The following is a 23929-nucleotide window of genomic DNA, read 5'->3' as shown; positions in this document are numbered from 1 at the left end:
TGTCCTCTCGTGGTGGTCGGCCCTCGTCGGTCGGCCACGTACGAGTGAATCGCGAGGTCGGCGGGGGTGCGCGTCGACGCCGAATCGGTCACGTCCTGCATCCGTGGAGGCCCCTGGCGCCGTAGTACGTGGGACCCCGGTCAGGTGACGAGATCGTCCCGGTCGGCGAGGGACTCGCAGGTCTCGGAGCCCGCCAGGCACTCCCGGACGTCGACCAGGATCGGGAACGGGTGGCGGCGGACGCGCTCGGTGACGTGCACCGGGCCGGTGCACGCGACGAGGTCGGTCAGGGGTACTCCTAGCGGTCGGTCGTGAGGACGGCCGCGGAGCCGTCCATGAGTGCTCCGGAGGTCACGACGGCGACGTCGTGCCGGGCGGCCTGGCGGTCGCCGCTGCGCCCCTGGACCTGCAGGACGGCCTCGGCGAGGGTGTTCATCCCGTGCAGGTAGCCCTCGCCGAGCAGCCCGCCGTGCGGGTTGACCGGCAGCCGCCCGGAGCGGACGAGGTCGCCTGCGGCGCCGCGCTCGCACAGCCCGAGCCCCTCGAGGCTCATGAGGACCGCGCTGGTGAAGCAGTCGTAGAGGCAGGCGACGTCGACGTCGGCCGGGGTCACGCCGGCGCGCCCGAAGAGCTCGTCGCGGAGCAGGTCGGTGAAGTTGCGGGTGTAGTCGTCGGTCAGGACGTGGTCGCCGATGTCGAGGCCGGGCCGGGGTCCGGCCCGGTACGCCGCGGCGGCGATGCGCGCGGGCGGGCGGCGCAGGTCGCGCGCCCGGTCGAGGCCGGTCACGAGCAGCGCGCACGCCCCGTCGACCTCGGGCGTGCAGTCGGCGACCCGGAAGGGATCGGCGACGAGCGGGGAGGCGAAGTAGCCGTCGAGGTCCAGCGGGGTGCGGCGGACGGCCCGCTCGTTGCGGACGGCGTAGGCGCGGTGGGCGACGGCCACGGCCGCGAGGTCGCGGACGTCCTGCCCGGTCTCGTGCAGGTGGCGGCGCGCCCACATCGCGATGTACATGGGGTAGGCGTCGTAGCCGATGGGGTAGCGGAACTGGCCGCCGCGGCCGGGGAAGCGCGCGGACCCGACCTTCGGGCCGGAGCGCCCGTTCAGGGCGCGGAAGATCACGATGTGCTCGGCGAGCCCGGCGGAGACCGCCGCCGCCGCGTGCGCGAGCAGGTTGCACGGCGCGTGGCCGGCCTGGTTGAGGTCGAGGACGACGCGCAGCCCCGGCAGGGCCAGGGCGGTGGCGAGGGCCTGGGCGTTCTCCGAGTCGGACCCGACCATGTGGCTCGCGATGCCGTCGACCTCGCGCACCGGCAGGCCGGCGTCCTCGCAGGCCGCGATCGCCGCCTCGGCGGCCAGGTCCAGGACCGGGCGCCCCGAGGCCCGGCTGAACCCCGTGTAGCCGACGCCGGCCACCGCCGCCTCACGCACCGAGCACCATCCGCAGCTCGGTCCACGCCCCGTGGTCGTGGAAGACCGGGGCGACGCGCGCACCGAAGTCGACGCCGTCGGGCCGGTCGAGGCGCACGGCGACGCGCGGTCCGGCGTCGAGGTCGACCGTCGCGACGACGTACGGGACGTCCGCCGCGAACTCCGGCCGGAACGCGCGGTGGACGACGATCCAGGAGTAGACCGACCCGCGGGCGTCGACGTCCTCCCGGACCTGCCCGGCGCTCGCGCACCACGGGCAGCGGCCCATCGGCGGGAACCGCAGCCGCGCGCAGTCGGTGCACCGCTGCAGCTCCACGCGCTCCTCGCGCAGTGCGGCCCAGAACGGGGCGCTGTCGTCGTCGGTGCCCGCACCGGGCGGGCCCGGCGCCGTCGTCGGCGTGTCGAGCATCGGAGCCTCCATTTGTTCCACCGGTGGTTTGAATATGGTCGTATCCTCCGGTCCGCGCAACCCCTTGACGTGACGAGGACCACCCTCGTATGGTCCGCCTATTCAAACGGTGGGTGGAATTCTAGGCCTACCGCCCGTCCCCCGACGCGGAGGAGCCGCGATGACCCAGCACGATGCGCACCCGGAGCTCCTCCTCGAGGAACCGGGACACCAGCCCGCACCCGTCGCCCCGGGAACCGCAGCCCCGGATCCCGCCGCCGACCGCGCCTTCCGGCGCACCGTGGTCGGAGCCGTGATCGGCTCGGTGGTCGAGTTCTACGAGTTCTCGGCCTACGGCGTGCTGGCCACGACCATGGCCGCGGTGTTCTTCCCCATCGCCGATCCCACGGTCGCCCTGCTGTCGTCACTGGCGGTGTTCGCCCTGGCGTTCTTCGCCCGACCGCTCGGCGGCTTCTTCTGGGGACCGCTCGGGGACCGGATCGGCCGCAAGCGCACCCTGGCCCTGACGATCCTGCTCATGTCCGGGTCGACGCTGCTGATGGGCCTGCTCCCGGGCTACGCCGTGATCGGGGTCGCGGCACCGGTCCTGCTCGTGGTCCTCCGCTTCCTGCAGGGCTTCTCCTGCGGGGGCGAGGTCTCCGGAGCGGTCTCGTTCATCGCCGAGCAGGCGCCGGCGGCCCGGCGCGGCTTCTACGTCTCGCTCATCGTCGTCGGCGCCACGCTGGGGACCCTGCTCGGGACGGTGGTGCCCGCCGCGCTGCTCCTGACGCTGTCGCCGGAGGCGATGGTGGAGTGGGGCTGGCGGATCCCCTTCCTGCTGGCCCTGCCGCTGGGCGTGGTGGCGGTCTACATCCGCCGGCGCCTCGACGAGACGCCGTACTTCCTGGAGCTCAAGCGCCGGCAGGGCCGGCGGCGCAACCCGATCGCGGCCGCCCTGTCGGGCCGGCGGCAGTGGCGCCTGCTCTCCCAGTCCGTGCTGATCACCTCGCTCAACGCCGCCTCCTTCTTCATGCTGGTCGGCTACCTGCCGAGCTTCACGGTGCGGACGCTGGGGCTGAAGGGCGCGATGGCGTTCATGCCGACGGTGCTCGCGATCGTCACGATGCTGGGTGCCGAGCTGGTCGCCGCGCGGCTGTCCGACCGGATCGGCCGCCGCCCAGTCCTGCTCGCCTCGGGAGTGTGGTTGCTGGTGCTGTCCTGGCCGGCGTTCCTGCTGATCACCTCCGGCGCGATGGGGCCGATGGTGGCCGGGCTGGTGGTCATGGGGATCGGGGCCGGCGCGTTCACGGCGGTGACCAACCCGGCCATCATCGAGCTGTTCTCCACCAGCGTGCGGGTCACCGGGCACGGCATCACCTACAACCTGGCCATCGCCGTGTTCGGCGGGTCGGCGCCCTACCTCCTGACCTGGCTCGGGGACGCGAGCGGCAGTGCCGTGGTGGGCGCCTTCTACATCATGGCCGTCGCGCTCATCGCGATCCCCGCCGTCCTCTCGATCCCCGAGATGGCGGGCAAGCCGCTGAAGACCGGATGACCGACCGACGACGAGGAGGCACGACGATGGACGTACCGAGCTTGATGCGCCAGTCCGTGCGGTTCCACCGCGACCGGACCGCCCTGGTGGCGGGCGAGCGCTCGTTGACCTTCGGCCAGGCGTGGGAACGCGGGGTGCGGGTGGCGAACGGCCTGATCGCCGCCGGGGTGCGCCCCGGCGACCGGGTCGCCGCCGTGGAGGACAACACGCTCGGCGCCGCCGACCTGTTCCTGGGCGCCGCCATCGCCGGCGCGGTGCGCGTGCCGCTCTACCCCCGCAGCTCGCGGGACGCGCACGCGGTGATGATGGCGCAGACGGAGAGCGTGCTCGTCGTCGCCGAGGAGCCCTACGCCGACGCGATGAAGGGGCTCGAGGACGACGTGCCCTCGCTGCGCACCGTGCTCGTCCGGGACGCCGGCTGGGAGGGCTGGCTGGCGGAGCAGTCGCCGCAGGACCCGCACGTCGAGGTGGGCCCGGACGACTGGTACGTCATCCGGCACTCGTCGGGCACCACGGGGCGGCCCAAGGGCGTCGGGTACACCCAGCACGACTGGCTGGTGAACTGCCGCAACTGGTACTACCGGCTGCCCGCCCTGAGCTGGGACTCCGTGGTCGGGCACGCGGCGCCGATCTCGCACGCCGCCGGCTACCTGTTCCTGCCGGCCTGGCTGGCCGGCGCGACCAACGTCCTCTACGGCCCCTACTCGGCGGCGAGCGCCCTCGACCTCACCGAGGCCCACCGGGTGACCCACCTCTTCCTCGCGCCGACGATGCTGGCCGGTGTCGCCGCCGAGCCGTCCGCCACCGCCGGCCGGGACTTCTCGGCGCTGCAGGGCCTGCTCGTCGGCGGCTCGCCGATCACCGACCGCACGATCGAGGCGGGGCGCCGCATCTTCGGGGACGTCCTGTACCAGGTCTTCGGCCAGACCGAGGCCACGCCGCTGACGTTCCTGACGCCGCAGGAGTGGTTCGCCGACGTGCCGGGATCGATCCCGATGCGCTCGGCGGGCCGGGTGCTGCCGTTCTGCCGGCTGGAGGTCCGCGACGTGGACGGGGCCGTCCTCTGCCCCGGCGACGTCGGCGAGATCTGGACGCAGGTCGAGGCGCAGATGCGCGGCTACTGGGGTGACCCGGAGCGGACGGCCGACCGCCTCGTCGACGGCTGGGTCCGCACGGGCGACATCGGCCGCCTCGACGCCAACGGCTACCTCTACCTGCTCGACCGGGCCGACGACATGATCGTCTCCGGGGGCTTCAACATCTGGCCCGCCGAGCTCGAGACGATCATCGCCGGGCACCCGCACGTCCGCGAGGTCGCGGTGTTCGGCATCCCGGACCCGAAGTGGGGCGAGACCCCGATGGCGGTGTGCGTCGTCGAGGCCGGGGCCGCGGTGACCGAGGACGAGGTGGCCGAGCTGGTCGCCACCACGCTCGGGAGGCACCAGAAGCCGGGACGGGTCCGGCTGACCACGGAGCCGCTCCCGGTCTCGCCGACCGGCAAGGTGCAGCGCCGGGTCCTGCGCGAACCCCACTGGGCGGGGCACGAGGGACGGGTGAGCGGCGCATGAGCGTGCGGACCGACAGGATCGGCCTCGCGGGGCCGGCGGTGAACGGGTCGGGGCCGCCGTTCGACGTCCCCGACGACGCCGAGCTCGCCGTCCTCACCCTGGACCGCCCCGCCGAGCTCAACCCGCTCGACCACGACGCGATCCGGGCGTTGCGGGCGGCGCTGGTGACCCTCGACGCCGACCCGCGGGTGCGGGCGATCGCGCTGACCGGCGCCGGCCGGGCGTTCTCCGCGGGCGGGGACATGAAGAAGTACCGCTCCCTGCAGCGCGACCCCGTCGGGTTCCCGGCCTTCCTCGGCGACCTGCACGCGCTGCTCGGCGAGATCGGCGCCGCCGGAACGCCGGTGATCGCGCTGGTCAACGGCGTCGCCGTCGCGGGCGGGATCGAGCTGCTGCTCGGGTGCGACTTCGCGATCGCGGCGGAGTCGGCGCGGATCGGTGACGCCCACCTGCCCTACGGCCAGATGGGCGGGGGCGGGTCGCTCACCCTGCTGCCCCGCGCGGTCGGCCCGGCCCGGGCCCGGGAGCTGGTCTTCACGGGCCGGCTGCTGCCGGCGACCGAGGCGCTCGAGTGGGGGCTGGTCAGCCGGGTCGTGCCGGACGCCGACCTGCGCGCGGCCGGGATCGGGATCGCCCGCGGCATCGCGGCCCGCTCGCCGCTGGCCGTGGCGCACGCCAAGCGCACCCTGAACGCCGCGTACTGGGAGGGCACCGCGGTCACCGCGGGCCTGCGGCTGGAGCGTGAGACCGCCAGCCGGTACTGCCTCACCAGCAACGACGCCCAGGAGGGCCTCGCGGCCTTCGCGGAGAAGCGGTCCCCGTCGTTCACGGGGACGTGACCGCGGTGCACGGCGTCCCGCCCGACCTGCTCGCGTGGCAGACCCACCTGCGGGTCCCGCCCGGCGAGGACCTCAGGGAGCTGCTCGGGCACCACGACGGGTACGTGGACTCCGCGCCGCACGCCTCCCTGCAGCTGCCGACCCATCCCGGGCACGATGACGCGTGGCGCCGGTGCGGCGGGTTCCTGGACGAGCGGGGGCTGCGCCGTGCGTGAACGGGCGGGGGAGTCAGTCCGCAGCCGTCAGCAGGCCGCCGAGCACGAGGTCGCTGAAGTCCCGGCCGATCTCCTCGGCCGACTTGCGGCCGTCCGGGGTGAACCAGCGGTACACCGAGTTGACCATGCCGAAGATCGCGAACGAGGCGATCTTCGCGTCGACCTCGGGCCGGATGGCGCCCGCGGCCTGGGCCGCCACGATCCACTCCTGGACGGCGCTCTCGTGCCGGGCGCGCTCGGCCACGATCACGCTCCGGCGCTCCTGCGGCAGCGAGCGCCACTCGGTGTAGAAGAGCGTGGAGCGCTCGAGGTTCCGGGCGGTGTGCGCGGTGTCGACCATGATCAGCTCGCGCAGCTTGTCGACCGGCGGCGCGTCCGAGGCCAGGATCGGCTCGAAGTGCTCGCGGGTGTCGTCGTGGTACTGCTGGACGAGCTCGAACAGCAGGTCCTGCTTGCTGGAGATGTAGTAGTAGACGCTGCCCTTGAGCAGCCCGAGCGCCGCCCCGATGTCCTGCGTCGTGGTGGCCTCGTACCCGCGCTCGAAGAACATCCGGGCGGCGGTGTCGAGGACCTCCTGCCGGCGGGCGTGCTGCTTGCGGCGCCGGGCGCCGGGCGCCGCGTCGGCGCCGCGCTCCGCCGATCCCGCCTTCGCCATCCCCGCTCCTCCCGACCCGACCGAGGATACGGACGCCGTGACACCGGCCCGGGCTCGACCCACCGGTGGACCGGAACGAGAAAGGAAACCCGATGCGCTACATCGACTTCCTCGACCGCGGTGCCGAGCTCTACGGCACCCGCGACGCACTGCGGGCGGGGCCACGCCGCTGGACCTACCGCGAGCTCGTCGCACTGACCCACCGGATCGCCCGCGGACTGCGGCGCGAGGGCGTCGGCCCGGGTGAGCCGGTCGCGATCTGGACGCCGAACGACCCGATGGGCGTCGCGTGCCAGTTCGGCGCGGCGCGCGGCGGGCACCCGTGGATCCCGGTCAACGTCCGCAACGGCGTCGCCGAGAACCTCGCGGTCCTCGAGCGGCTGGGCGCCCGGCACCTGTTCTTCCACTCCGCGGTGGCCCCGGACGCCGCGCGGGCGGTCGCCGAGGTCGCCGGGCTCCGCACCGCGGTGCAGATCGACGGTCCCGCCGTCGTCCCCGGCGTCCCCGACCTCGCGGCCTGGCTCCCGCCGGACGGGCCGCCGGTCGACTGCCCGAGCGGGCCGGACGACGTCGTCCTCCTCCCGAGCACCAGCGGCACCACCGGACGGCCGAAGGGGGTGCGGCACACCAACCGGGGCTTCGAGGCGATGGTCGCGAACTACCAGAGCCTCATGCACTACGACGTCCCGCCGGTCACGCTCGCCGCGGCGCCGCTGACGCACGCGGCCGGCTACTTCGCGACGACCCTGCTCTCCCAGGGCGGCACGCTGGTCACCCTCCCGGCGCCCGACCCGCTGCAGATCCTGGAGGCGATCGACCGGGAGCGCGTGACCACGCTGTTCCTGCCGCCCACGCTGGTCTACACGCTGCTCGCGCACCCGCGGATCGGCGACTTCGACTACTCCTCGCTCCGCTACATGATCTACGGCGGCGCCCCGATGTCGGTCGAGAAGCTCCGCGAGGCCATGGACGTGTTCGGTCCCGTACTGGCGCAGACCTACGGGCTCACCGAGGCCCCGGTCGTCCTCGCGTTCCTGCTCCCGCGCGACCACGCGGAGGCGCTGGCCGACCCCCGGCTCGCGCGCCGGCTGCTCAGCTGCGGCCGGCCGGGGCCGTTCACCGAGATCGGGATCATGGACGACGACGCCCGGCTGCTCGGCCCCGGGCAGCGCGGCGAGATCGTCTGCCGGAGCGGCACCGTGATGGCGGGGTACGTCGACGACCCGGACGAGGAGGCCCGGGTGCTCGCGCACGGCTGGTTCCACACGGGCGACGTCGGCGAGCGGGACGAGGACGGCTTCGTCTACCTCGTCGACCGGAAGAAGGACATGATCATCTCCGGCGGCTTCAACGTGTACCCCGCCGAGGTCGAGCAGGCGATCTGGCGGCACCCCGCGGTGCGCGACTGCGCCGTGGTCGGCCTGCCCGACGACAAGTGGGGCGAGGCGGTGACCGCGTTCGTCGAGCTGAAGGACGGCGCGGAGCTCGACGTCGACGAGCTGCGGGCCGCGCTGCGCGAGGAGCTGGGCGGGGTCAAGGCGCCCAAGGCGGTGCGGATCGTGGAGGCCCTGCCGCGCAGCGCGGCGGGGAAGGTGCTCAAGCGGGTCGTCCGCGAGCAGTACTGGGAGGGGCGCGCGCGTGCGATCTGAGGCCGGGGGAGTGCTCGAGGTCGTGCGGCGGGCCGGTGTCGTCGAGCTGGTCCTGTCCCGGCCGGCCGCGCTCAACAGCCTCAGCCCCGACCTGGTCGCGGCGCTCGACCGCGCCTGCGCCGACGTCGAGGCCGACGACGCGGTGCGGTGCGTGGTCGTCCGGGGCAGCGGGCGGGCGTTCTGCGCCGGGGGCGACCTCTCCGCGGCGACGGCCGCCGAGTCCGCCGAGCCGGGCGGGGCCGCGCGGTACTTCGACGCGATCAGCGCCGTGCTCCGCCGCGTCGAGCGGCTGCCCGTGCCGGTGGTGGCCGCCGTCCACGGCTGGGCCGTCGCGGGCGGCCTCGAGCTCGTCCTGTGCTGCGACCTGGTCCTGGCCACGGCGTCCGCCCGCTTCGGCGACGCCCACGCGCGCTACGGCCTCGTTCCCGGCGGCGGCGGATCGGTCCGGTTGCCCCGCCGGATCGGGGTCGGGCCTGCGAAGTGGCTGATGTACACCGCCGAGTCGGTGCCGGCCGAGCAGATGCAGCGGTGGGGGCTGGTCAACGAGGTCGTCCCCGACGACGGGCTGGCCGACGCCACGGCCCGCCTCACCGCGCTGCTCGCCGGCCGGAGCCCGGACGGGCTGCGCGCGATGAAGCTGCTGGTCGACGCGCAGGCCGACCTCACCCTCGACGAGGCCCTGGCCCACGAGTCCCGGGTGAGCGCACGGCACGTCGCCGCGGGCGGCGCGGCGGAGGGGTGGGCGGCGTTCGCCGGGAAGCGGCAGCCGGACTTCGGGCGGGCGTGAGCCGTCGGGCGTCAGGACAGCGCCTGCGCCCCGATGACCGACAGCAGCTGCAGCTTGTCGTAGCTCTCGCTGCCCGCGGCGGCGGTGTAGACGAGCAGGGTGTGCGACTGCTCCGGGTCGAGCAGGGTCTGGCAGTGCAGCTCGAGGCGGCCGAGCTCGGGGTGGTCGAAGCGCTTGGACCCGCCGGGGCGGACACCGATCTCGTGCTCGTCCCAGGCCGTGCGGAACTCCTCGCTCTGCCCGACGAGCAGGTCGGCGAGGTGGGCCGCCCGGGAGCCTGGGCCGCGCAGGGTGACGACCCGCCGCAGGCCCGAGGCGAACATCCGGGACAGGAGCGGGTGGTCCTCGGGGGCGTAGATCCGGCGGCTGGCGGGGTCGGTGAACCAGCGGTAGCCGATGCTGCGCGCCGGGCCCGTGAAGCGCGTGGTGTCACCGGTCAGGGCGACGCCCAGCGGGCTCTGCCGCAGCGTCTCGCCCAGCTCGGTGACGACCTCGGCGGGCGTGTCGTCGAGCCGGTCGAGGATGCGCAGCAGGCCGGGGCTGATGTGCTCGCTGACCGTGCCGCGGGCGGGCGGGTTGTGGCCGGCGAGGCGGAACAGGTGGTCGCGCTCGTCGAGGGACAGGTGCAGTCCCTGGGCGATCGAGGCGATCATCTGCGGCGACGGCTGCGGGCCGCGCTCCCGTTCGAGCCGCGAGTAGTAGTCGGCCGACATGTGGCACAGCGCCGCCACCTCCTCGCGCCGCAGCCCGCTGGTCCGGCGGCGCTGCCCCCGCGGCAGACCGACGTCCTCGGGCTGCACCGCCTCCCGCCGTCGCCGGAGGAACCCCGCCAGCCCTGCCCGGTCGATCATCGTGTGCCGCCCTCTCGTCGGTGCTCCCCCGTTCCTACCGCCGGATCGCCCGCGCAGCCACGGATCGTCGATCCCCCCTTCGGGGAGCGGGAGAGGGGGATCGGCAGGCCGTGGCTGCCTGCCCGGCGAGGCGCGAGTCTCGGTGGCACACCCCGAGCCGCACCGGAGGAGCACCACGTGACGAACCAGCCGACCACCTCACCCGCCCGGCAGCCCCCGACCGACGACGAGCCGTCGAGCGTCGCCCGTCAGGCCCTGGCGAGCGCCGGGGGCTGGGTCGGGATCGCCGTCGCCGCCGCCCCCACCGTCGCGTTCGTCGCCGGCAACAGCCTCGGCGGCCTGGGCTGGGCGTTCGTCGCCCTCGGCGTGGCCGCGCCCGCGGCGTTCGGGGTGCACCTCGCGCGCCGGGAGTCCGTGCGGGGAGCGGTGGTCGGCCTCGTCGTCGCCGGGGTCTGCGCGCTGGTCGCGGCCCTCGTCGGGGAGGCCCGGGCCTTCTTCCTCGTCCCCACCCTGCTCCCCGTGGCGTGGACGCTGGTCTTCCTCGGCTCGGTGCTCGTCGGGCGCCCGCTGACGGGCGTCGCGCTCAACCGGCTGGCGGGCGGGCCGCGCGACTGGCGCCGGCACGCCCCGCTGCGGCGCGTGTACACGGTCACCTCGCTCGTCGCGGCCGCCATCGCGCTCGTCAACGCCGTCGTCCGCGCGGCGCTCTACCTCGCCGACCAGCTCGCGGTCCTGGCCGTCGTCGAGGTCGCCGTGATCCCGGTGCCCTTCGCCGTGGCCGCCTCCACCGTCGTCGCGGCCCGCCGCGCCGTCCGCCGGACGCGGCCGGCCGCGGCCGCCTGACCCCCCACCCATCCCTCGCACGTCGACCACACAGGAGCACCGCCATGCCACGCACGATCGACATCACCGTCCCCGACCTCTCCGGTTCGCTCGCCGTCGTCACCGGCGCCAGCGACGGCTTCGGCCTCGGCCTCGCCCGCAGGCTCGCCGCCGCCGGGGCCGAGGTCCTCATGCCCGTCCGCAACCGCCGCAAGGGGGAGGCGGCGGTCGCGGAGATCCGCCGTCAGGTCCCCGGCGCGAACGTGTCGCTGCGCGACCTCGACCTGTCGTCGCTGGAGTCCGTCGCGGCCCTGGGCGCCACCCTGGTCGAGGAGGGCAGGCCGATCCACGTCCTCGTCAACAACGCCGGCGTCATGACCCCGCCCGACCGGCAGAGCACCGCGGACGGGTTCGAGCTGCAGTTCGGCACCAACCACCTCGGCCACGTCGCCCTCGTCGCCCACCTGCTGCCCCTGCTGCGCGCCGGCCGGGCGCGGGTGACGTCGCAGCTCAGCATCGCGGCCCGGTCGGGGGAGATCCACTGGGACGACCTGGACTGGGAGCGCTCCTACGACGGCCGTCGCGCCTACAGCCAGTCGAAGATCGCGTTCGGGCTCTTCGCCCTCGAGCTCGACCGCCGCAGCCGCGCCGGTGGCTGGGGCATCACCAGCAACGCCTCCCACCCCGGGGTCGCGCCGACGAGCCTGCTCAGCGCCCGCCCCGAGCTCGGCCGCGACGGGGACACCCCGCAGATCCGGGTCATCCGCTGGCTGTCGCGGCGGGGGATCCTGCTGGGCACGGTCGAGACCGCCTTGCTGCCCGCGCTCTTGGCCGCGACGGACCCGGCTGCGCGCGGCGGCCTGTTCTACGGGCCCAGCGGGTTCGGCAACCTCGGCGGCCCGCCCGCCGAGCAGTCGCTGTACGGGACCCTGACCAGCACCGAGGAGGCCGCGCGGGTCTGGGAGGTCTCGCAGGAGCTGACGGCGGTGCGGTTCCCGACGCCGGGGGCGGTCCGGCCCACCGCGTGACGCGCCTCAGCGATCGCCGCCGGCCGCGCGGTAGGCGCTGGGCGTCGTGCCGAAGCGCCGCCGGAACGACCGCTCGAACGCGTCGACGGTGCTGAAGCCGCTCAGCCGCGCGACGGCGGCGATCGTGCGCCGCCCGGGTCCGCCGAGGTGGGTCCGCGCGAGGTCGAGGCGGGTCTCGCGGATCAGGTCGCTCGGTGTCGTGCCGGCCGCGCGGAGCACCGCCTGGACGTGCCGCAGCGACCAGCCGACGTGCCGGGCGATGCGGTCGCCGGTCAGCTCCGGGTCGTGGGCGTGCTCGCGCACGAACCGGCGCACCCGCTCGTCGAGGTCGTCGACAGCGGGAGCGGGATCGTCGAGCGCGAGCAGGCAGGCCAGCCCGGTGGCCTGGGCGCAGACCGCGTCGAACGCCGGGGCGCTGAGCGCACCGCGCTCCCGGACCAGGGCGTCGAGGACGCTGGCGAGCACCCCGCCCACCCCGCCGACGAGCGGCAGGCGCCGGTGGAAGCGGGTCCGGCGGGCGATGCGCCGGTCGACGTCGAGGCGGTCCACCGAGACGACGACGCCGCGACTCCCCTGGGGCAGCACCAGCTCGTAGGGGGTGTCCGGGCCGATCAGCAGGCACTCCGCGGGGCCGAGGACGTGGTCGAGCCCGTCGATCCGCATCCCGGCTGCGGCGCCCAGCGGCAGCACCAGCCGGTACTGCCCGTCGCCGCCGCCGCGGACCTGGCGCGGTGTGCGCCGCAGCGTCTGCGGCTGGCTGATGCGCCAGGTGACCAGCTGGAACCGGCCGGTGCGCTGGCGCGTCGCCGCACCCTGGAACCGCTCGGGGAACGGGTAGTCGTACTGCAGCGCGCCCTGGAACGCGGTGACGGTGTCGCTCCACATGTCCAGCCGGTCCGCGGCGGGGACCCCGCTCGTGCAGAAGGTCTCGACGCCGTACCCGTGCGCGTTCGCCATGGCGGGTCCTGATCCGGATCGGGGTGTCCGACGGGTGATGGTGCCCGAGCGTAATCACGCCGGGAGCCCGGCGACCAGCCCGTGCGCGTCCGTCCGGACGCCGTGCGCGCAGGCCCGGACCGGGGCGCGGCGCGCTGCCTACCGTCGCTCCCGTCGACCGACACGGAGGAGTGACGGATGCCGGTGCACGACCTGCTGCTGCGGGTGATGGGCGACGAGCCCGACCCGTTCCCCCCTCTACGACGAGCTGCGCGAGACCGGCGGCGGGGTGCACCACCTGCCCCCGCTCGGCTGGTTCGTGCTGCGCCACGAGGACGTGGCCGCGATCGGGAAGGACAACGCGACCTACAGCTCCGACTACTTCTGGGACGCCGCGCCCGGGATCCACGATCCCGCCGACCCGGTGCAGGCGGAGTTCGTGCGGATCAGCGCGCAGCAGTTCATGTTCCACGACCCGCCCGCCCACACCCGGATGCGCACGGCGATGGTCCCGGCCTTCACCGGACACGCGAGCAGGCGGTGGCGGCCGATCGTGGAGGCGCGGGTCGCCTCGCTGCTCGACCGGTTCGCGCCCGGGCAGGAAGCCGAGTTCATGGCCGACTTCGCCGGCGCGGTGCCGGTGGCGATCGTCGCCGACATCCTCGGCGTGCCCGAGGCGGACCAGGCCGAGTTCCGGCGCTGGTCGATGGCGTTCGCCGCGACGTTCGACCCCGGCATCCAGGGCGACGAGCGCACGGCCGCGATCCACACCGCCGCCGAGATGGTCGACTACCTGCGCGGCGTGATCGCCGACCGCAGGCGCTCACCGCGCGACGACCTGACCTCCGCCCTGGCCCTCGCCGTCGACGACGCCGGTCGGCCGCTGCCCGACGACGAGCTGCTGAGCTCGCTCGCCCTGCTGCTCACCGCGGGCAACGACACCACCGTCAACCTGCTCGGCAACGGGCTGGCGCACCTGTTCGAGCACCCCGAGGTGCACGAGGCGGTCGTCCGCAACCCGTCGCGGATCCCGGCGGTCGTCGAGGAGATGCTGCGGATGGACCCGCCGCTGCACCTCGACGCCCGCAAGACCACCCGGGACGTGACGCTGGGCGGCGTCGACATCCCGGCGGGCGGCCAGCTGTGGCTGGTGATCGCCTCGGCCAACCGCGACCCGCGCGTGTTCGCCGACCCGGGTGCCTTCGACCCGGCGCGCAGCCCGAACCGGCACCTGACGTTCCTGCCCGGCCACCACCACTGCATCGGCGCCCCGCTCGCCCGGCTGGAGGGCGAGATCATCTTCACCCGGCTGCTGGAGCGCTTCCCCGGGATCGCCCCCGCGGGTCCCGGTGTGCGGCGCGTCGCCAACAAGGTGGCCCGCGGCTGGCAGAGCCTGCCCGTCCGGTTCGGGGAGCGCGCCGCCTGAGCGCCCGCGACCCTCAGGCGTTCTGGCGCCGCACCACCTCCGCGATCCACACCGGCGCGTAGGGGGAGGTGCAGTTCGGGGGTGTCGGGTAGTCCTCGAGCACCCGCAGGCGCTCCCCGATCGCGATCGCCCGCTCCCGGTGCGCCGGGTGCTCGATCCCGATCTGGGCGAGGCAGTGGTTCATCGCCCACTGCAGGCGGTCGGGGGCGTCCTTCATCTGCGCCTCGACGACGTCGAGCAGGCCGGGGAGGTCGAGGCCGTCCGGCTTCTTCGCCACCCGCTCGGTGGTCAGGGCCCAACCCGCGCTCGCGACGACGGGGTCCGGGTCGGCCGACCAGGCGACGCGCAGCTCCTCGGCGTGCGGGTTCTTCTTCACCACGTAGTTGACGAGCCAGTCGTGGACCTTGGGCGTGCGGGCCGCGCGCAGCATCGCGTCGAGCTCGTCGCGCCCGAACGCCTTCGGCCGGCAGATCAGCAGGGCCAGCAGCATCGCGGCGGTGTCGTCGGTCGCCCACAGCTCGCGCGCGAGGTCCTGCTGGGTCTTCAGCCGCTTGGCGACCGCCCGCAGCTTCCCGAGGTTCACGCCGTGGTCGTCGCCGTGCCGCTCGTTCACCGCACGGACCCGCGGGTCCTCGAGCGCGGCGAGCTCGGCGAGCACCTCGGTGACGGTCATGCGGACCTCCGGTCCGTCGCGCGGGAACGGGGTCGCAGCGCCACCCCCAGCGGCACCAGCACGGCCGCGGCGGCGACCGTACCGAGCAGCACCAGGACCGCGCCGACCGCCCAGAGGCCCGAGTCGTCGGTGGCGCGGGCGGTGAGGGCCCAGGCCGCGCTGAACGACAGCGGCATGACGACCGCGACCACCCGCCCCGGGAGCCACCGCGGCGCGAGCACGGCCAGGGCGACGGCGGAGACCACCGTCGCGGTCACCTGCCACGCGGCGAACCGGAGCCCGCCGGGGACCACGACCGCCCAGCCCGTCCAGAGGAACCAGCTCGCGGCGGTGAGCACCGCCAGGGCGGCGGTGCCCGCCCAGCGGCGTGGACCGGTCAGCGGTGCGTGCACGCCCCGGAGTGTGCCGGGTCCCGCGCACGCCGCACCCCGGTACTCCTCCTGCGCCGCTGGGCGACGGGGACGTTCCGCCGGTCGAGGGAGTGGTTGGGCGGCGGTCGGGTACGGGTACTGCTCCTCCGTGGCCGAGACCCTCGACTTGGTGATCCCCGCCGGATCACAGGCGCCGTCGCGCGTGCGCCGCGCAGTGTCGGACTGGTTGTGCGGGGTGTGCGGGCACCCGGCGCTCTGCGACACCGGCGAGGACCTGCTCTACGCCGTCAGCGAGGCCGTCGCGAACACCGTGGACCACGCCTACTCCCACGACGAGCACCACCGCGGGTCGGTGAGCGTGCTGGGCCAGGTGGCACCGCCCGGTCTGCCGGCCGCCGCGCGCGAGGGGTGCACGGGCGAGTTCGGGATCGAGTTCGTCATCGTCGACACCGGCCGCTGGAAGGAACCCTCGCCCGACCCGGGCGGTCGCGGGCGCGGACTGCAGATGATGCGGGCCCTCGTCGACCGGTGCGAGGTGACCCGGGCGCTCGGCGGCACCACGGTCACCCTGCGCCGGGTCCTCGCGTGCGCGGGCGGTGGCGCGGCCTGACGTCAGGCGGCGCTGCCGGAGCCGCGGTGCCCGGTGGCCACCGCCGTGCCGGTGGGGACCGGGATGCCGCGGTCGGCTGCCCAGAACATCGTGTCGACGGCCACCGCCGTCCAGTCGACGGCGGAGGTCGCGGTGCTCGGGCGGCCGCGCTCGTCGTAGTCGTGGACCTCCATGTGCCACACCAGCTCCGGGTCGGAGCCCAGCAGCACGCGGTGCCGCGAGGGACGCCGCACGAGGGCGCCGACGGCGGCCCGGACGACCCCGCGGACCGCGCCGCGCAGCGCGCCGCCGTCGGCGTCGGGCAGCAGGTCGGCCGCGGTGAAGGGGCGGAAGCCCTGCAGCGCCAGGCAGGTGGCCCGGTCCCAGGCGCCGCCGGTGTAGGGCATGCGCCGCAGCAGCGTGGCGTCCTGGCGCAGGGCGGAGCGGCGGACGCCGAACGTGCTGGTGGTCGAGTGGGCGCGGAACCAGGCGGCGGCACCGTGGCGCGGGGCGTCGGGCAGGCCGTCGGTGCCGGGCAGGTCGCGCCGGACGGCGTGCGCGCCGGAGGCGTCGAGGTCGAGCGAGCCCGAGCCGTACATCGCGAAGTACGCGGTGTCGGGGAAGGCGTCGGCCGCCGCGCGCAGGGACGTCAGGGCGTCGGGGGAGTAGAGGTAGTCGTCCTCGGCGAACCAGACGAGGTCGTCGGGGTCGCCGGCGAGCGCGGCCTCGTGGGCGACGACGGCGCGGAAGGTCGCGCGGTTGCTGCCGCCCTCGATCCGCCGCACGGTGCCGTGGGCCTCCATGAGCGCGAGCCGGTCGGCCGGGACGTCGCCGTCGTTGACGAAGACGATCTCGGCGTCGTCGCCCAGCGGCTCCACCGCGCGGAGCAGGGAGACCAGGGCGAGCGTCTTGCTGTAGTACGGAGGGCGGGGCTTGGTGTTCTCCGACTCCGCCGACCGGTAGACGATGCGCACTCGTGAGCTCACGTCGCCGACGCTAGACAGCGGTCGGCAAGCGCGCAGTTCGGCGGAGGTTAGCGAACGGCTAACGTCGCCCCGACGACGTCACAGCCACGGGAGGGTTGAGGTGCGCACACGGATCGTGACGCTGGCCGTGGTGTCGGCAGCCGTCGCCATCGTGCTGTTCGGGCTGCCCCTGGCCGTGGCCGGAGCCCTGTACGCCCAGCAGTACAAGATCCTGGACCTGGAGCGGCAGGCCGAGCGGGCCGCGGTCCGGGTGTCCCTGGCGCTCACCGAGGGTGACGATCCCACGGAGGACGACCTTGACGACGTCGGCGAGCTGACGTTCCGCTCCGTCTACGACACCGACGGTCAGCTGCTGCTCGGGCGCGGGCCCGAGACCGGCGACCAGTTCGTCGACAAGGCCAACGGGGGCCGCGTGTCGACGGGATCGCTGAACGGGGAGCTGGTCGCCGCGGTGCCGGTGATCGACGCGGGGGACGTCGTCGGGGTCGTGCGGGTCTCGGGGTCGGCGAGCACGCTGCTGTGGCCCGTCGGGCTGGCCTGGATCGGCATGATCGGGCTCGCCGGGCTCGCGATCGGGGCGGTCTACCTGCTCGCGCGGCGGCAGGCGGCCCGGCTCGCGCAGCCCCTCGACCAGCTCTCCACCGCGGCGCAGCGCCTGGGCAACGGCGACTTCTCGGTGCGGCTCCCGCCCGTCGAGTACGCCGAGATCGACGCCGTCGGCAGCTCGCTCAACCGCACCGCGAGCCGCCTCGACGACCTGCTGGCCCGCGAGCGCGCGTTCTCCGCGGAAGCCTCCCACCAGCTCCGCACGCCGCTGACCAGCCTGCGCCTCGGGCTGGAGTCGGCGCTGGAGCGCGCCGACGACGACCCCCGGCCGGCGCTGCTGCAGGGGCTGCGCTCCACCGAGCGCATCGAGCGGACCGTCGAGGAGCTGCTCACGCTGGCCCGCGACACCCACGGCGCCGTCGACGCGCTCGACGTCGGCGCGCTGCTGGCCGAGACCCGGGGGCAGTGGTCGGCCCAGTTCGAGGAGCAGGACCGTCCGCTGATCGTCGTCGTGGATCCCCAGACCCCGCCCGCGCTGGCCTCGGGCGCCGCCGTGCGGCAGGTGCTGGCCGTGCTGCTGGAGAACGCGCTCGTGCACGGGCAGGGGCCGGTGCGGGTCAGTGCGCGCGACGCCGGTGACGCCGTCGGCATCGAGGTGTCCGACCGCGGGCCCGGGATCACCCTCACCGACGCGCAGTTGTTCACGCGGCGCTCGCCGTCGGCCACCGGGCACGGCCTGGGGCTCGCGCTGGCCCGGCGGCTCGCCGAGGCCGAGGGCGGGCACCTGCGCCTGGCCCGGCCCTCGCCGCCGCAGTTCGCGCTGCTGCTGCGGGCGGCGACGTCGGTCTGAGCGCCGGGTCCTCCGAGGACTGGGCCGTCCGCGCTACGGGTTCTCGAGCCGGTACCCGTGGCCGCGCACGGTGACGATCTGCGGCACCGCCCGGCCGGTCTCCGACAGCTTGCGCCGCAGCGCGGCCACGTGGACGTCGAGGGTCTTGGTGGAGCCGTACCAGTGCTGGTCCCACACCTCCGACATCAGCGTCTCCCGGCTCACGGCCGACCCCGGCTCGACGATCAGGCGGGCGAGCAGGTCGAACTCGCGGGGCCGCAGCGCCAGCTCGTGCCCGTCGACGGTGGCGCGGCGGCTCTCGACGCTGACGGTGAGCTCGCCCGCGTGGTGCGTCGCGGGCGTCTTCGCGGGCTCGGTGCGGCGCAGGTGCGCGCGCACCCGGGCCACCAGCTCGGCCAGCGGCACCGGCTTGACCAGGTAGTCGTCGGCGCCGACCTCCAGCCCGACGACGACGTCCATCTCCCGCGCCCGCGCCGTCAGCATGACGATGACCGTGGTGGGCAGCGTCAGGCGGAGCTGGCGGCAGACCTCCAGGCCGTCGAGGTCGGGCAGGCCGAGGTCGAGCAGGACGAGATCGACCTCGGCGTCGGCGGCGTGCGCGAGCCCGCCGCGGCCCGTGCGCTCCCAGTGCACGGTGTGCCCGTGCAGCGCGAGGCTCGAGCGGAGGAGCTCGCCGATCTCCTCGTCGTCCTCGATCACCAGCAGGTGACTCATGGTGCCAGCCTAGGTTCGCGTTCGTCGCCACGTTCGGGTGGACCGGTCCGCCGGTCGCTGTGACGGCGGCTCCGCTCCGCTACAACGGGTCGACCATCGCAGCAACGTCGGGGGACGCGCACCCATGAGCATTCCGGCCCAGGCCCGCTCCGTCACGCAGACCGGTCCCGCCCACGCGGTCGGCAACCGTCCCGGGTTCGGTCCGACACCGCGCTCTCGGCGCAGCTACACCGCTCGCCCCGACGGGCGGGTGATGACGGCGCTGCGCGGCACCGCCTACGTCCTCACCAGCCTCGCGAGCCTGGCGTTCCTCGCCCTCGTCGTGCTCGGCGTCGTGTGGTTCGCGCGGCTGCAGGAGCTGCTGCCCGTGCGCTGACCCCTGGTTCAGCGCGGCGCGGGCTCGGCGTCACCGCGGCGCGAGCTCGGCCAGGAACGCCGCGATCACGCGCAGCTCGTCGTCGTCGCGGCGGGCGAGCACGGCGTCGAGGTGCTCGGCCTGCTCGCGGTAGTGCGGGGCGAGGACCGCACCGGCCCCCTCGGCCGGCGTGACGAGCACCCGGCGGCGGTCGCCCGCGTCCCGGACCCGCTCGACGAACCCCGCGCGCTCCAGGCGGTCGACGACGCCGGTGACGGTGCCCGTCGAGAGGCCGGTGAGCGCGGCGAGGCGTCCGGGCGTCAGCGGGCCGTGGACGTCGAGCAGTGTCAGGAACTGCGAGTCGCTGGCGCCGAGCCCGAGCTCCTGCGCGACGGCGTGGTTGTGCAGCACGACGCTCGCGATCATCCGCAGCACGCCCTCGGTGACCTCGCGGCGCAGCTCGTCCACGGATCCTCCTCGACAATCTCTCGGTTTCCCGAAATACTCGCGAAGCCGAGATGCTTGCGGCCCCGAGCGAGCCTACCGAGGAGCGGACATGACGACGGCACTGGTGATCGGCGGCGGCGTGGCGGGACCGGTCGCGGCGATGGCGCTGCAGGCGGCGGGGATCTCCGCGACGGTCTGCGAGGCGCGGCCGGGTCCGGCCGACGACCGCGGTGCGTTCCTCACCCTGCAGATCAACGGCATCGACGCGTTGCGGGCGGTCGACGTCGACGTCACCGGCCTGGGGTTCCCCACGCCCGCGATCCGGCTGCGCAGCGGCACCGGGCGCCTGCTGGGCGAGGTGGGCACCGGGCAGCCGCTCGCCGACGGCACGGTCGGCGTGACGCTGCGGCGGGGTGACCTCTACGCCGCGCTGCGCGACGAGGCCGTCCGGCGGGGGATCCCGGTGGAGCACGGCCGCCGGCTCGTCGACGCGGTCACCGACGGCGACGGGGTGCGCGCCGTCTTCGCCGACGGCTCCACGGCCGTCGCGGACGTCCTGGTCGGCGCCGACGGCGTGCACTCCCGGGTGCGCAGCCTGATCGACCCGACGGCCGCCGCCCCGCGCCTGCTCCCCGTCCTCGACACGGGCGGGTTCGCCCCGCCGCAGGACACCGGCGCCGAGCCCGGCGTCTACGAGATGGTGTTCGGGAAGCGGGCCTTCTTCGGCTGGGCGGTGGCCGCCGACGGCGGGGTCTGGTGGTTCGCGAACCCGCCGTGGCGTCCGGGCGCGGCCGCGATGACCGACGCGCAGTGGCGCACGTGGCTGCGCGAGCTGTTCGCCGACGACCGCGGCCCGGCCGTCGCGATCGTCGACTCCACCGCGGGCGAGCTGCACGGGTGGGAGTCGCACGACCTACCCCACGTCCGGCGGTGGCACCGCGACGGCATGGTGCTGGTCGGCGACGCGGCGCACGCGACCTCACCCGCCTCCGGGCAGGGCGCGTCGCTGGCGGTCGAGGACGCCGTGGAGCTCGCGCGCTGCCTGCGCGACCTGCCCGGCCCGGCCGCCGCGTTCGCCGCGTTCGAGCGCCTGCGCCGCGACCGCGTGCAGCGGATCGTGCGGGCCGGTGCCCGGACCAGCGGCCAGAAGGCCGCCGGCCCGGTCGGCCGGGTGCTGCGCGACGCGGTCATGCCGCTGGCGCTGCGCACGGTGCGGCGGGACGCGCAGAACTGGATCCACCACCACCACATCGACCGCGACGCGCGCGTCACGGCGTGACGCGCAGGCCCAGCCGCACCTCGGCCGGGTCGTCGTAGGAGCCGCCGCGGAACGCCGGGTCCGACGCCGTGGTGGTCGCTGGGAGGCGCTGGTGCCACATCCCGGTCGCGGTCGGGCTGGTGATCGCCGGGAGTGTGACGTCGCGGTCGCGGGGACGGCCGTGGTGTCACCTTCTCGCTGACCACAAGGCGGTGCGCTGAGCCGCCGGCCGGCGCAGGGTCCTGGGCGTCGGCTGCGGGACGGGTGATCGTCGGGAGTGCGCCCTGGTGGTCGCGGGGAGGGCGCTGGTGTCACATCCCAGTCGCGGTCGGGCTGGTGATCGCCGGGAGTGTGACGTTAGGGTCGCGGGGAAGGCCGTGGTGTCGCATTCTCGCCGATCACAGGGCTGTGCCTCGGGTTCGCCGGTTGGTGATCGTCGGGAGTGTGACGTGAGAGCCGCGCGGACGACCCTGGTGTCGCGGTTTCGTTGATCACCCGCATCCGGCCGCCGCCGGTGCCTGCGCGCCGGTGCGGGACGGGTGATCGTCGATGACGATCTGGTCGTGGACGGGTTTGCGCGCGGTCGCGGCGAACACGGCGGCGCGCGGCACCATCTCGGGGAAGCGGACGGCCCGCTCGTAGGTCTGGTCGATGGGCGGCCGGCAGAGCCTGGGCTCCCTCGTCGTCGGGGGTGGGGCGCCGGGTCAGCGTGCCAGCTCCAGGGTGAGGTAGGCGCTGTTCGGGTCGTCGGTGTAGCCGGCGAACGGCGGGCACGGGACGAAGCCGTGCCGGGCGTAGAGGGCGCGGGCCGGCGCGAAGAACTCCTGCGTGCCGGTCTCCAGGCTGAGACGGTGCAGCCCGCGGGCGCGGGCCTCCGCGAGCAGGTGGCGCAGCACCGCCGTGCCGATCCCGCGGCCCTGGTGGCTCGCCGCGGTGCGCATCGACTTGATCTCGGCGTGCCCCGGCTCCAGCACCTTGAGGGCGCCGCAGCCGACCACCGCGCCGTCCTCGACGACCGTCCAGACGGTGATGGCGGGGTCGCGCAGGCCGTCGAGGTCGAGCGCGTGGACGCTCTCGGGCGGGCTGGTGGCCCGCATGTCGCGCAGGTGCTCGTCGAGCAGCGCGACGATCCCCGGACCGGTCAGGTCGTCCACGACGATCAGCACGGTCCCCAGTGTGCCGGGGACCGTGCCGATCGTCGGGAGCCCTACCGGGCGGGGTCGACCGCCACGGGCTCGCGGTGCGCCTCGTGGTGGTTGGCGTTGCGCGGGGTGGCCAGGACGGAGCGGGTCTGGTCGTCGAGCACGGCCTCGGACAGCTTGCCGTTGCCCGCGAGCACCGTCTCCAGCGCCTGGAGCCAGTGCTCGTAGTACGACCACGGCTCCGCGCCGCCCTCGGTCTCCCACTTCTTGATGGAGTCGATCAGCGAGAGCTGGAACTCCGACCACTCGTACTGACCGGAGTGGTAGGCCGCCACGGCCATCGCGAACGCCCGCACCTCCCACGGGTGGTCGAAGGAGCGATCGGCGTCGCTCCCTCCGGGGAGGTCGCACACCAGCGTCTCCACGCGGCGCCGGGCGTCACCCAGCTCGGTCGCGTCCTGGCGGAGCGCCATCAGGCGGCCTTCGCCGCGCCGACGCCGATCATTGAGTCGCGGGTGACGAGGGCGGCGAGCGCCTTCTCGTCGAGGCCCTCGGTGCCGGCCGGGCGCTGCGGGAGGATCCAGTAGCGCATCTCCGACGAGGAGTCCCACACGCGGATCTCGACGGAGTCCGGGACGTCGAAGCCGAAGTCGTCGCCCAGGACCTTGCGCGGCTCGCGCACGATGCGGGCGCGGAACGCCGGGTCCTTGTACCAGTTGGGGGGCAGCCCCAGCACCGGCCACGGGTAGCAGGAGCACAGCGTGCAGGTGATGACGTTGTGCACGGTGTCGGTGTTCTCGACGACGACCATGTCCTCGCCCTGCAGGCCGCCGATGCCCATCTCGGCGCACGCCTCGGTGCCGTTCGCGAGCAGGCGCGCCTTGAACTCCGGGTCGGTCCAGGCCTTGGCGACGACGGCGGCGCCGAGCTGCGGGCCGACCTCGTTCTCGTAGATCTCGACGAGGCGGTCGACCGCCGCCGTCGTCATGATCCCCTTCTCGATGAGGATCGACTCGAGCGCCTTGACGCGCGCGGCGATCTCTTCCTGGGTGCGGACGGTGGCAGTCATCAGGCGGCCTCCTCGGCGGTCGTGAGCTTGGCGGGGGTGATGTAGGGCTCCCACACGTCGAAGTACACGGTGCCGTTGGGATCGGCGGCCTCCGCGCCCCAGAGCTCCTCGGCGGTGAACTTGACGGTGTAGACGTGCTCGGGGGCGTCGGGCCCGCCGTTGCCGGCGCTGTCGGGGTAGATGAACGTGCCGTGCGCCAGCGCGATCTCGCCCGTCCGGCCGCGGACGTACTTGGCCTTGCGGGTGTGGCCGTACGGCACGTCGGACGCGACGGTGACCCGGTCGCCGACCTTGAACTGCGCGACCTTGTCCGACGGACGGCCCGCCGGGGCGCCCGCCTTGACGACGCCGTCGACGAAGGCCAGCAGGTCGGGGTCCTCCTTCTCGGCGGGCAGCGGCGCGTCCGGGTTCTCCAGGTAGTGCTGGGTGCGCCGGTCGAGCTCGGCCTCGTCGATCATGCCCTTCTCGATGCCGTGGTGCTCGATGGTGTGCAGCCAGTGCTCGTAGTAGGGCGAGAGCAGGTAGGTGGCCGGGTGCATCTGCTCGATGCCGTAGCGGAACGCGTCGATGCCGAAGAAGCCGGCGCGGAACGTCATGGAGAACATGGCGAACGCCGCCTTCTCCCACTCCGCCCGGTAGACCGGTTCGTTCTCCGGGATCTCGACGGGACCGAGCCCGTCGGTACCGCCCAGATCGTGCACGCCGTTCATGACCCCTCCTCGCTGGCGCTCGTCGGCGCCAAGAACGTCGTTGCTGCGCTGAATGGCGACCTCGCGAGCTC

The 23929-nt window shown here is 74.5% G+C and carries 28 protein-coding genes; 13 read left to right on the top strand and 15 right to left on the bottom strand.

Features of this window, described 5'->3' with window-relative positions:
• Positions 1-298: 298 nt before the first annotated feature.
• Entirely contained in the window at positions 299-1429 is a 1131-nt protein-coding gene (locus HOP40_RS02095; RefSeq protein ID WP_172154153.1) for a thiolase C-terminal domain-containing protein, read from the bottom strand.
• Positions 1422-1838 (bottom strand): Zn-ribbon domain-containing OB-fold protein, encoded by a 417-nt coding sequence (locus tag HOP40_RS02090; protein ID WP_172154152.1) that lies wholly within the window; start codon positions 1836-1838, stop codon positions 1422-1424. Before HOP40_RS02090 ends, HOP40_RS02095 begins: the two co-directional genes overlap by 8 nt.
• A 160-nt stretch (positions 1839-1998) precedes the next feature.
• Here HOP40_RS02090 and HOP40_RS02085 point away from each other — a divergent pair, with 160 nt between their 5' ends.
• The 4 genes from HOP40_RS02085 to HOP40_RS02070 are packed head-to-tail and all read left to right on the top strand — an operon-like array spanning position 1999 to position 5994.
• Positions 1999-3372 carry an MFS transporter gene (locus tag HOP40_RS02085; RefSeq protein WP_172154151.1) on the top strand — a complete coding sequence of 458 codons (1374 nt, stop codon included), beginning with the start codon at positions 1999-2001 and terminating at the stop codon, positions 3370-3372.
• Between the two features lie 26 nt (positions 3373-3398).
• Positions 3399-4940: a class I adenylate-forming enzyme family protein gene (locus HOP40_RS02080; protein ID WP_172154150.1), complete on the top strand. Its 1542-nt coding sequence runs from the start codon at positions 3399-3401 to the stop codon at positions 4938-4940.
• The gene (locus HOP40_RS02075) at positions 4937-5779 is read left to right on the top strand and encodes an enoyl-CoA hydratase/isomerase family protein (RefSeq protein ID WP_172154149.1); all 843 of its coding nucleotides are present in this window, start codon (positions 4937-4939) and stop codon (positions 5777-5779) included. Before HOP40_RS02080 ends, HOP40_RS02075 begins: the two co-directional genes overlap by 4 nt.
• Entirely contained in the window at positions 5776-5994 is a 219-nt protein-coding gene (locus tag HOP40_RS02070; RefSeq protein WP_172154148.1) for a hypothetical protein, read from the top strand. The genes HOP40_RS02075 and HOP40_RS02070 overlap by 4 nt, the downstream gene beginning before the upstream one ends.
• Before the next feature lie 13 nt (positions 5995-6007).
• Here the strand turns inward: HOP40_RS02070 and HOP40_RS02065 are convergent, their stop codons facing one another.
• On the bottom strand, positions 6008-6649 hold the full coding sequence (locus HOP40_RS02065; RefSeq protein WP_172154147.1) for a TetR/AcrR family transcriptional regulator: 642 nt from the start codon (positions 6647-6649) through the stop codon (positions 6008-6010).
• A gap of 92 nt (positions 6650-6741) precedes the next feature.
• Here HOP40_RS02065 and HOP40_RS02060 point away from each other — a divergent pair, with 92 nt between their 5' ends.
• Both HOP40_RS02060 and HOP40_RS02055 read left to right on the top strand, forming a co-directional pair.
• On the top strand, positions 6742-8298 hold the full coding sequence (locus tag HOP40_RS02060) for a class I adenylate-forming enzyme family protein (protein ID WP_172154146.1): 1557 nt from the start codon (positions 6742-6744) through the stop codon (positions 8296-8298).
• A complete protein-coding gene (locus HOP40_RS02055) occupies positions 8288-9085 on the top strand; it encodes an enoyl-CoA hydratase/isomerase family protein (RefSeq protein WP_205347052.1) in 798 nt (265 codons plus the stop codon). Before HOP40_RS02060 ends, HOP40_RS02055 begins: the two co-directional genes overlap by 11 nt.
• 11 nt (positions 9086-9096) lie before the next feature.
• On the opposite strand, the gene HOP40_RS02050 is transcribed toward HOP40_RS02055, so the two are convergent.
• Positions 9097-9936: a helix-turn-helix transcriptional regulator gene (locus HOP40_RS02050; RefSeq protein WP_172154145.1), complete on the bottom strand. Its 840-nt coding sequence runs from the start codon at positions 9934-9936 to the stop codon at positions 9097-9099.
• Positions 9937-10113: 177 nt separating this feature from the next.
• On the opposite strand from HOP40_RS02050, the gene HOP40_RS02045 reads away from it, so the two are divergent.
• Complete coding sequence (locus HOP40_RS02045) at positions 10114-10779, top strand: DUF3159 domain-containing protein (RefSeq protein ID WP_172154144.1); 666 nt, start codon at positions 10114-10116, stop codon at positions 10777-10779.
• 44 nt (positions 10780-10823) lie between these two features.
• Positions 10824-11786: an SDR family oxidoreductase gene (locus HOP40_RS02040; RefSeq protein ID WP_172154143.1), complete on the top strand. Its 963-nt coding sequence runs from the start codon at positions 10824-10826 to the stop codon at positions 11784-11786.
• A gap of 6 nt (positions 11787-11792) precedes the next feature.
• On the opposite strand, the gene HOP40_RS02035 is transcribed toward HOP40_RS02040, so the two are convergent.
• Positions 11793-12743, bottom strand: coding sequence for a helix-turn-helix domain-containing protein (locus HOP40_RS02035; protein ID WP_172154142.1), 951 nt, complete (start codon positions 12741-12743; stop codon positions 11793-11795).
• Positions 12744-13011: 268 nt separating this feature from the next.
• Between HOP40_RS02035 and HOP40_RS02030 the strand changes: the two genes are divergently transcribed.
• On the top strand, positions 13012-14148 hold the full coding sequence (locus tag HOP40_RS02030) for a cytochrome P450 (protein ID WP_172154141.1): 1137 nt from the start codon (positions 13012-13014) through the stop codon (positions 14146-14148).
• 13 nt (positions 14149-14161) lie between these two features.
• On the opposite strand, the gene HOP40_RS02025 is transcribed toward HOP40_RS02030, so the two are convergent.
• Complete coding sequence (locus tag HOP40_RS02025) at positions 14162-14821, bottom strand: DNA alkylation repair protein (protein WP_172154140.1); 660 nt, start codon at positions 14819-14821, stop codon at positions 14162-14164.
• Entirely contained in the window at positions 14818-15213 is a 396-nt protein-coding gene (locus HOP40_RS02020; protein WP_172154139.1) for a hypothetical protein, read from the bottom strand. The genes HOP40_RS02025 and HOP40_RS02020 overlap by 4 nt, the downstream gene beginning before the upstream one ends.
• A 127-nt stretch (positions 15214-15340) precedes the next feature.
• On the opposite strand from HOP40_RS02020, the gene HOP40_RS02015 reads away from it, so the two are divergent.
• Entirely contained in the window at positions 15341-15802 is a 462-nt protein-coding gene (locus tag HOP40_RS02015) for an ATP-binding protein (RefSeq protein WP_172154138.1), read from the top strand.
• A gap of 2 nt (positions 15803-15804) precedes the next feature.
• Here HOP40_RS02015 and HOP40_RS02010 read toward each other — a convergent pair whose 3' ends face one another.
• Positions 15805-16767 (bottom strand): glycosyltransferase, encoded by a 963-nt coding sequence (locus tag HOP40_RS02010; protein ID WP_172154137.1) that lies wholly within the window; start codon positions 16765-16767, stop codon positions 15805-15807.
• A 100-nt stretch (positions 16768-16867) separates the two neighbouring features.
• Between HOP40_RS02010 and HOP40_RS02005 the strand changes: the two genes are divergently transcribed.
• Positions 16868-18163, top strand: coding sequence for a sensor histidine kinase (locus HOP40_RS02005; RefSeq protein WP_172154136.1), 1296 nt, complete (start codon positions 16868-16870; stop codon positions 18161-18163).
• Between the two features lie 33 nt (positions 18164-18196).
• Here HOP40_RS02005 and HOP40_RS02000 read toward each other — a convergent pair whose 3' ends face one another.
• Positions 18197-18877 (bottom strand): response regulator transcription factor, encoded by a 681-nt coding sequence (locus tag HOP40_RS02000; RefSeq protein WP_172154135.1) that lies wholly within the window; start codon positions 18875-18877, stop codon positions 18197-18199.
• Between the two features lie 124 nt (positions 18878-19001).
• On the opposite strand from HOP40_RS02000, the gene HOP40_RS01995 reads away from it, so the two are divergent.
• Positions 19002-19253: a hypothetical protein gene (locus tag HOP40_RS01995; RefSeq protein ID WP_172154134.1), complete on the top strand. Its 252-nt coding sequence runs from the start codon at positions 19002-19004 to the stop codon at positions 19251-19253.
• A 30-nt stretch (positions 19254-19283) separates the two neighbouring features.
• Here the strand turns inward: HOP40_RS01995 and HOP40_RS01990 are convergent, their stop codons facing one another.
• Positions 19284-19700 (bottom strand): MarR family winged helix-turn-helix transcriptional regulator, encoded by a 417-nt coding sequence (locus HOP40_RS01990; protein WP_240157465.1) that lies wholly within the window; start codon positions 19698-19700, stop codon positions 19284-19286.
• A gap of 88 nt (positions 19701-19788) precedes the next feature.
• On the opposite strand from HOP40_RS01990, the gene HOP40_RS01985 reads away from it, so the two are divergent.
• Entirely contained in the window at positions 19789-20958 is a 1170-nt protein-coding gene (locus HOP40_RS01985; protein WP_172154133.1) for an FAD-dependent oxidoreductase, read from the top strand.
• Between the two features lie 470 nt (positions 20959-21428).
• Here HOP40_RS01985 and HOP40_RS36310 read toward each other — a convergent pair whose 3' ends face one another.
• From HOP40_RS36310 to nthB, 5 genes are all read right to left on the bottom strand, one after another.
• Entirely contained in the window at positions 21429-21551 is a 123-nt protein-coding gene (locus tag HOP40_RS36310; RefSeq protein WP_275691332.1) for a hypothetical protein, read from the bottom strand.
• 90 nt (positions 21552-21641) lie between these two features.
• The gene (locus tag HOP40_RS01980) at positions 21642-22103 is read right to left on the bottom strand and encodes a GNAT family N-acetyltransferase (RefSeq protein ID WP_240157464.1); all 462 of its coding nucleotides are present in this window, start codon (positions 22101-22103) and stop codon (positions 21642-21644) included.
• A 41-nt stretch (positions 22104-22144) separates the two neighbouring features.
• Positions 22145-22552 (bottom strand): nitrile hydratase accessory protein, encoded by a 408-nt coding sequence (locus HOP40_RS01975; protein ID WP_172154132.1) that lies wholly within the window; start codon positions 22550-22552, stop codon positions 22145-22147.
• Complete coding sequence (gene nthA, locus HOP40_RS01970) at positions 22552-23148, bottom strand: nitrile hydratase subunit alpha (RefSeq protein ID WP_172154131.1); 597 nt, start codon at positions 23146-23148, stop codon at positions 22552-22554. Before nthA ends, HOP40_RS01975 begins: the two co-directional genes overlap by 1 nt.
• Positions 23148-23858 (bottom strand): nitrile hydratase subunit beta, encoded by a 711-nt coding sequence (gene nthB, locus HOP40_RS01965; RefSeq protein ID WP_172154130.1) that lies wholly within the window; start codon positions 23856-23858, stop codon positions 23148-23150. Before nthB ends, nthA begins: the two co-directional genes overlap by 1 nt.
• Positions 23859-23929: the final 71 nt, after the last annotated feature.

Origin of the sequence: Pseudonocardia broussonetiae, assembly GCF_013155125.1 — a bacterium.
GTDB classification, from domain to species: Bacteria; Actinomycetota; Actinomycetes; order Mycobacteriales; family Pseudonocardiaceae; genus Pseudonocardia; species Pseudonocardia broussonetiae.
This window is presented reverse-complemented; position numbering and strand designations above follow the sequence as displayed.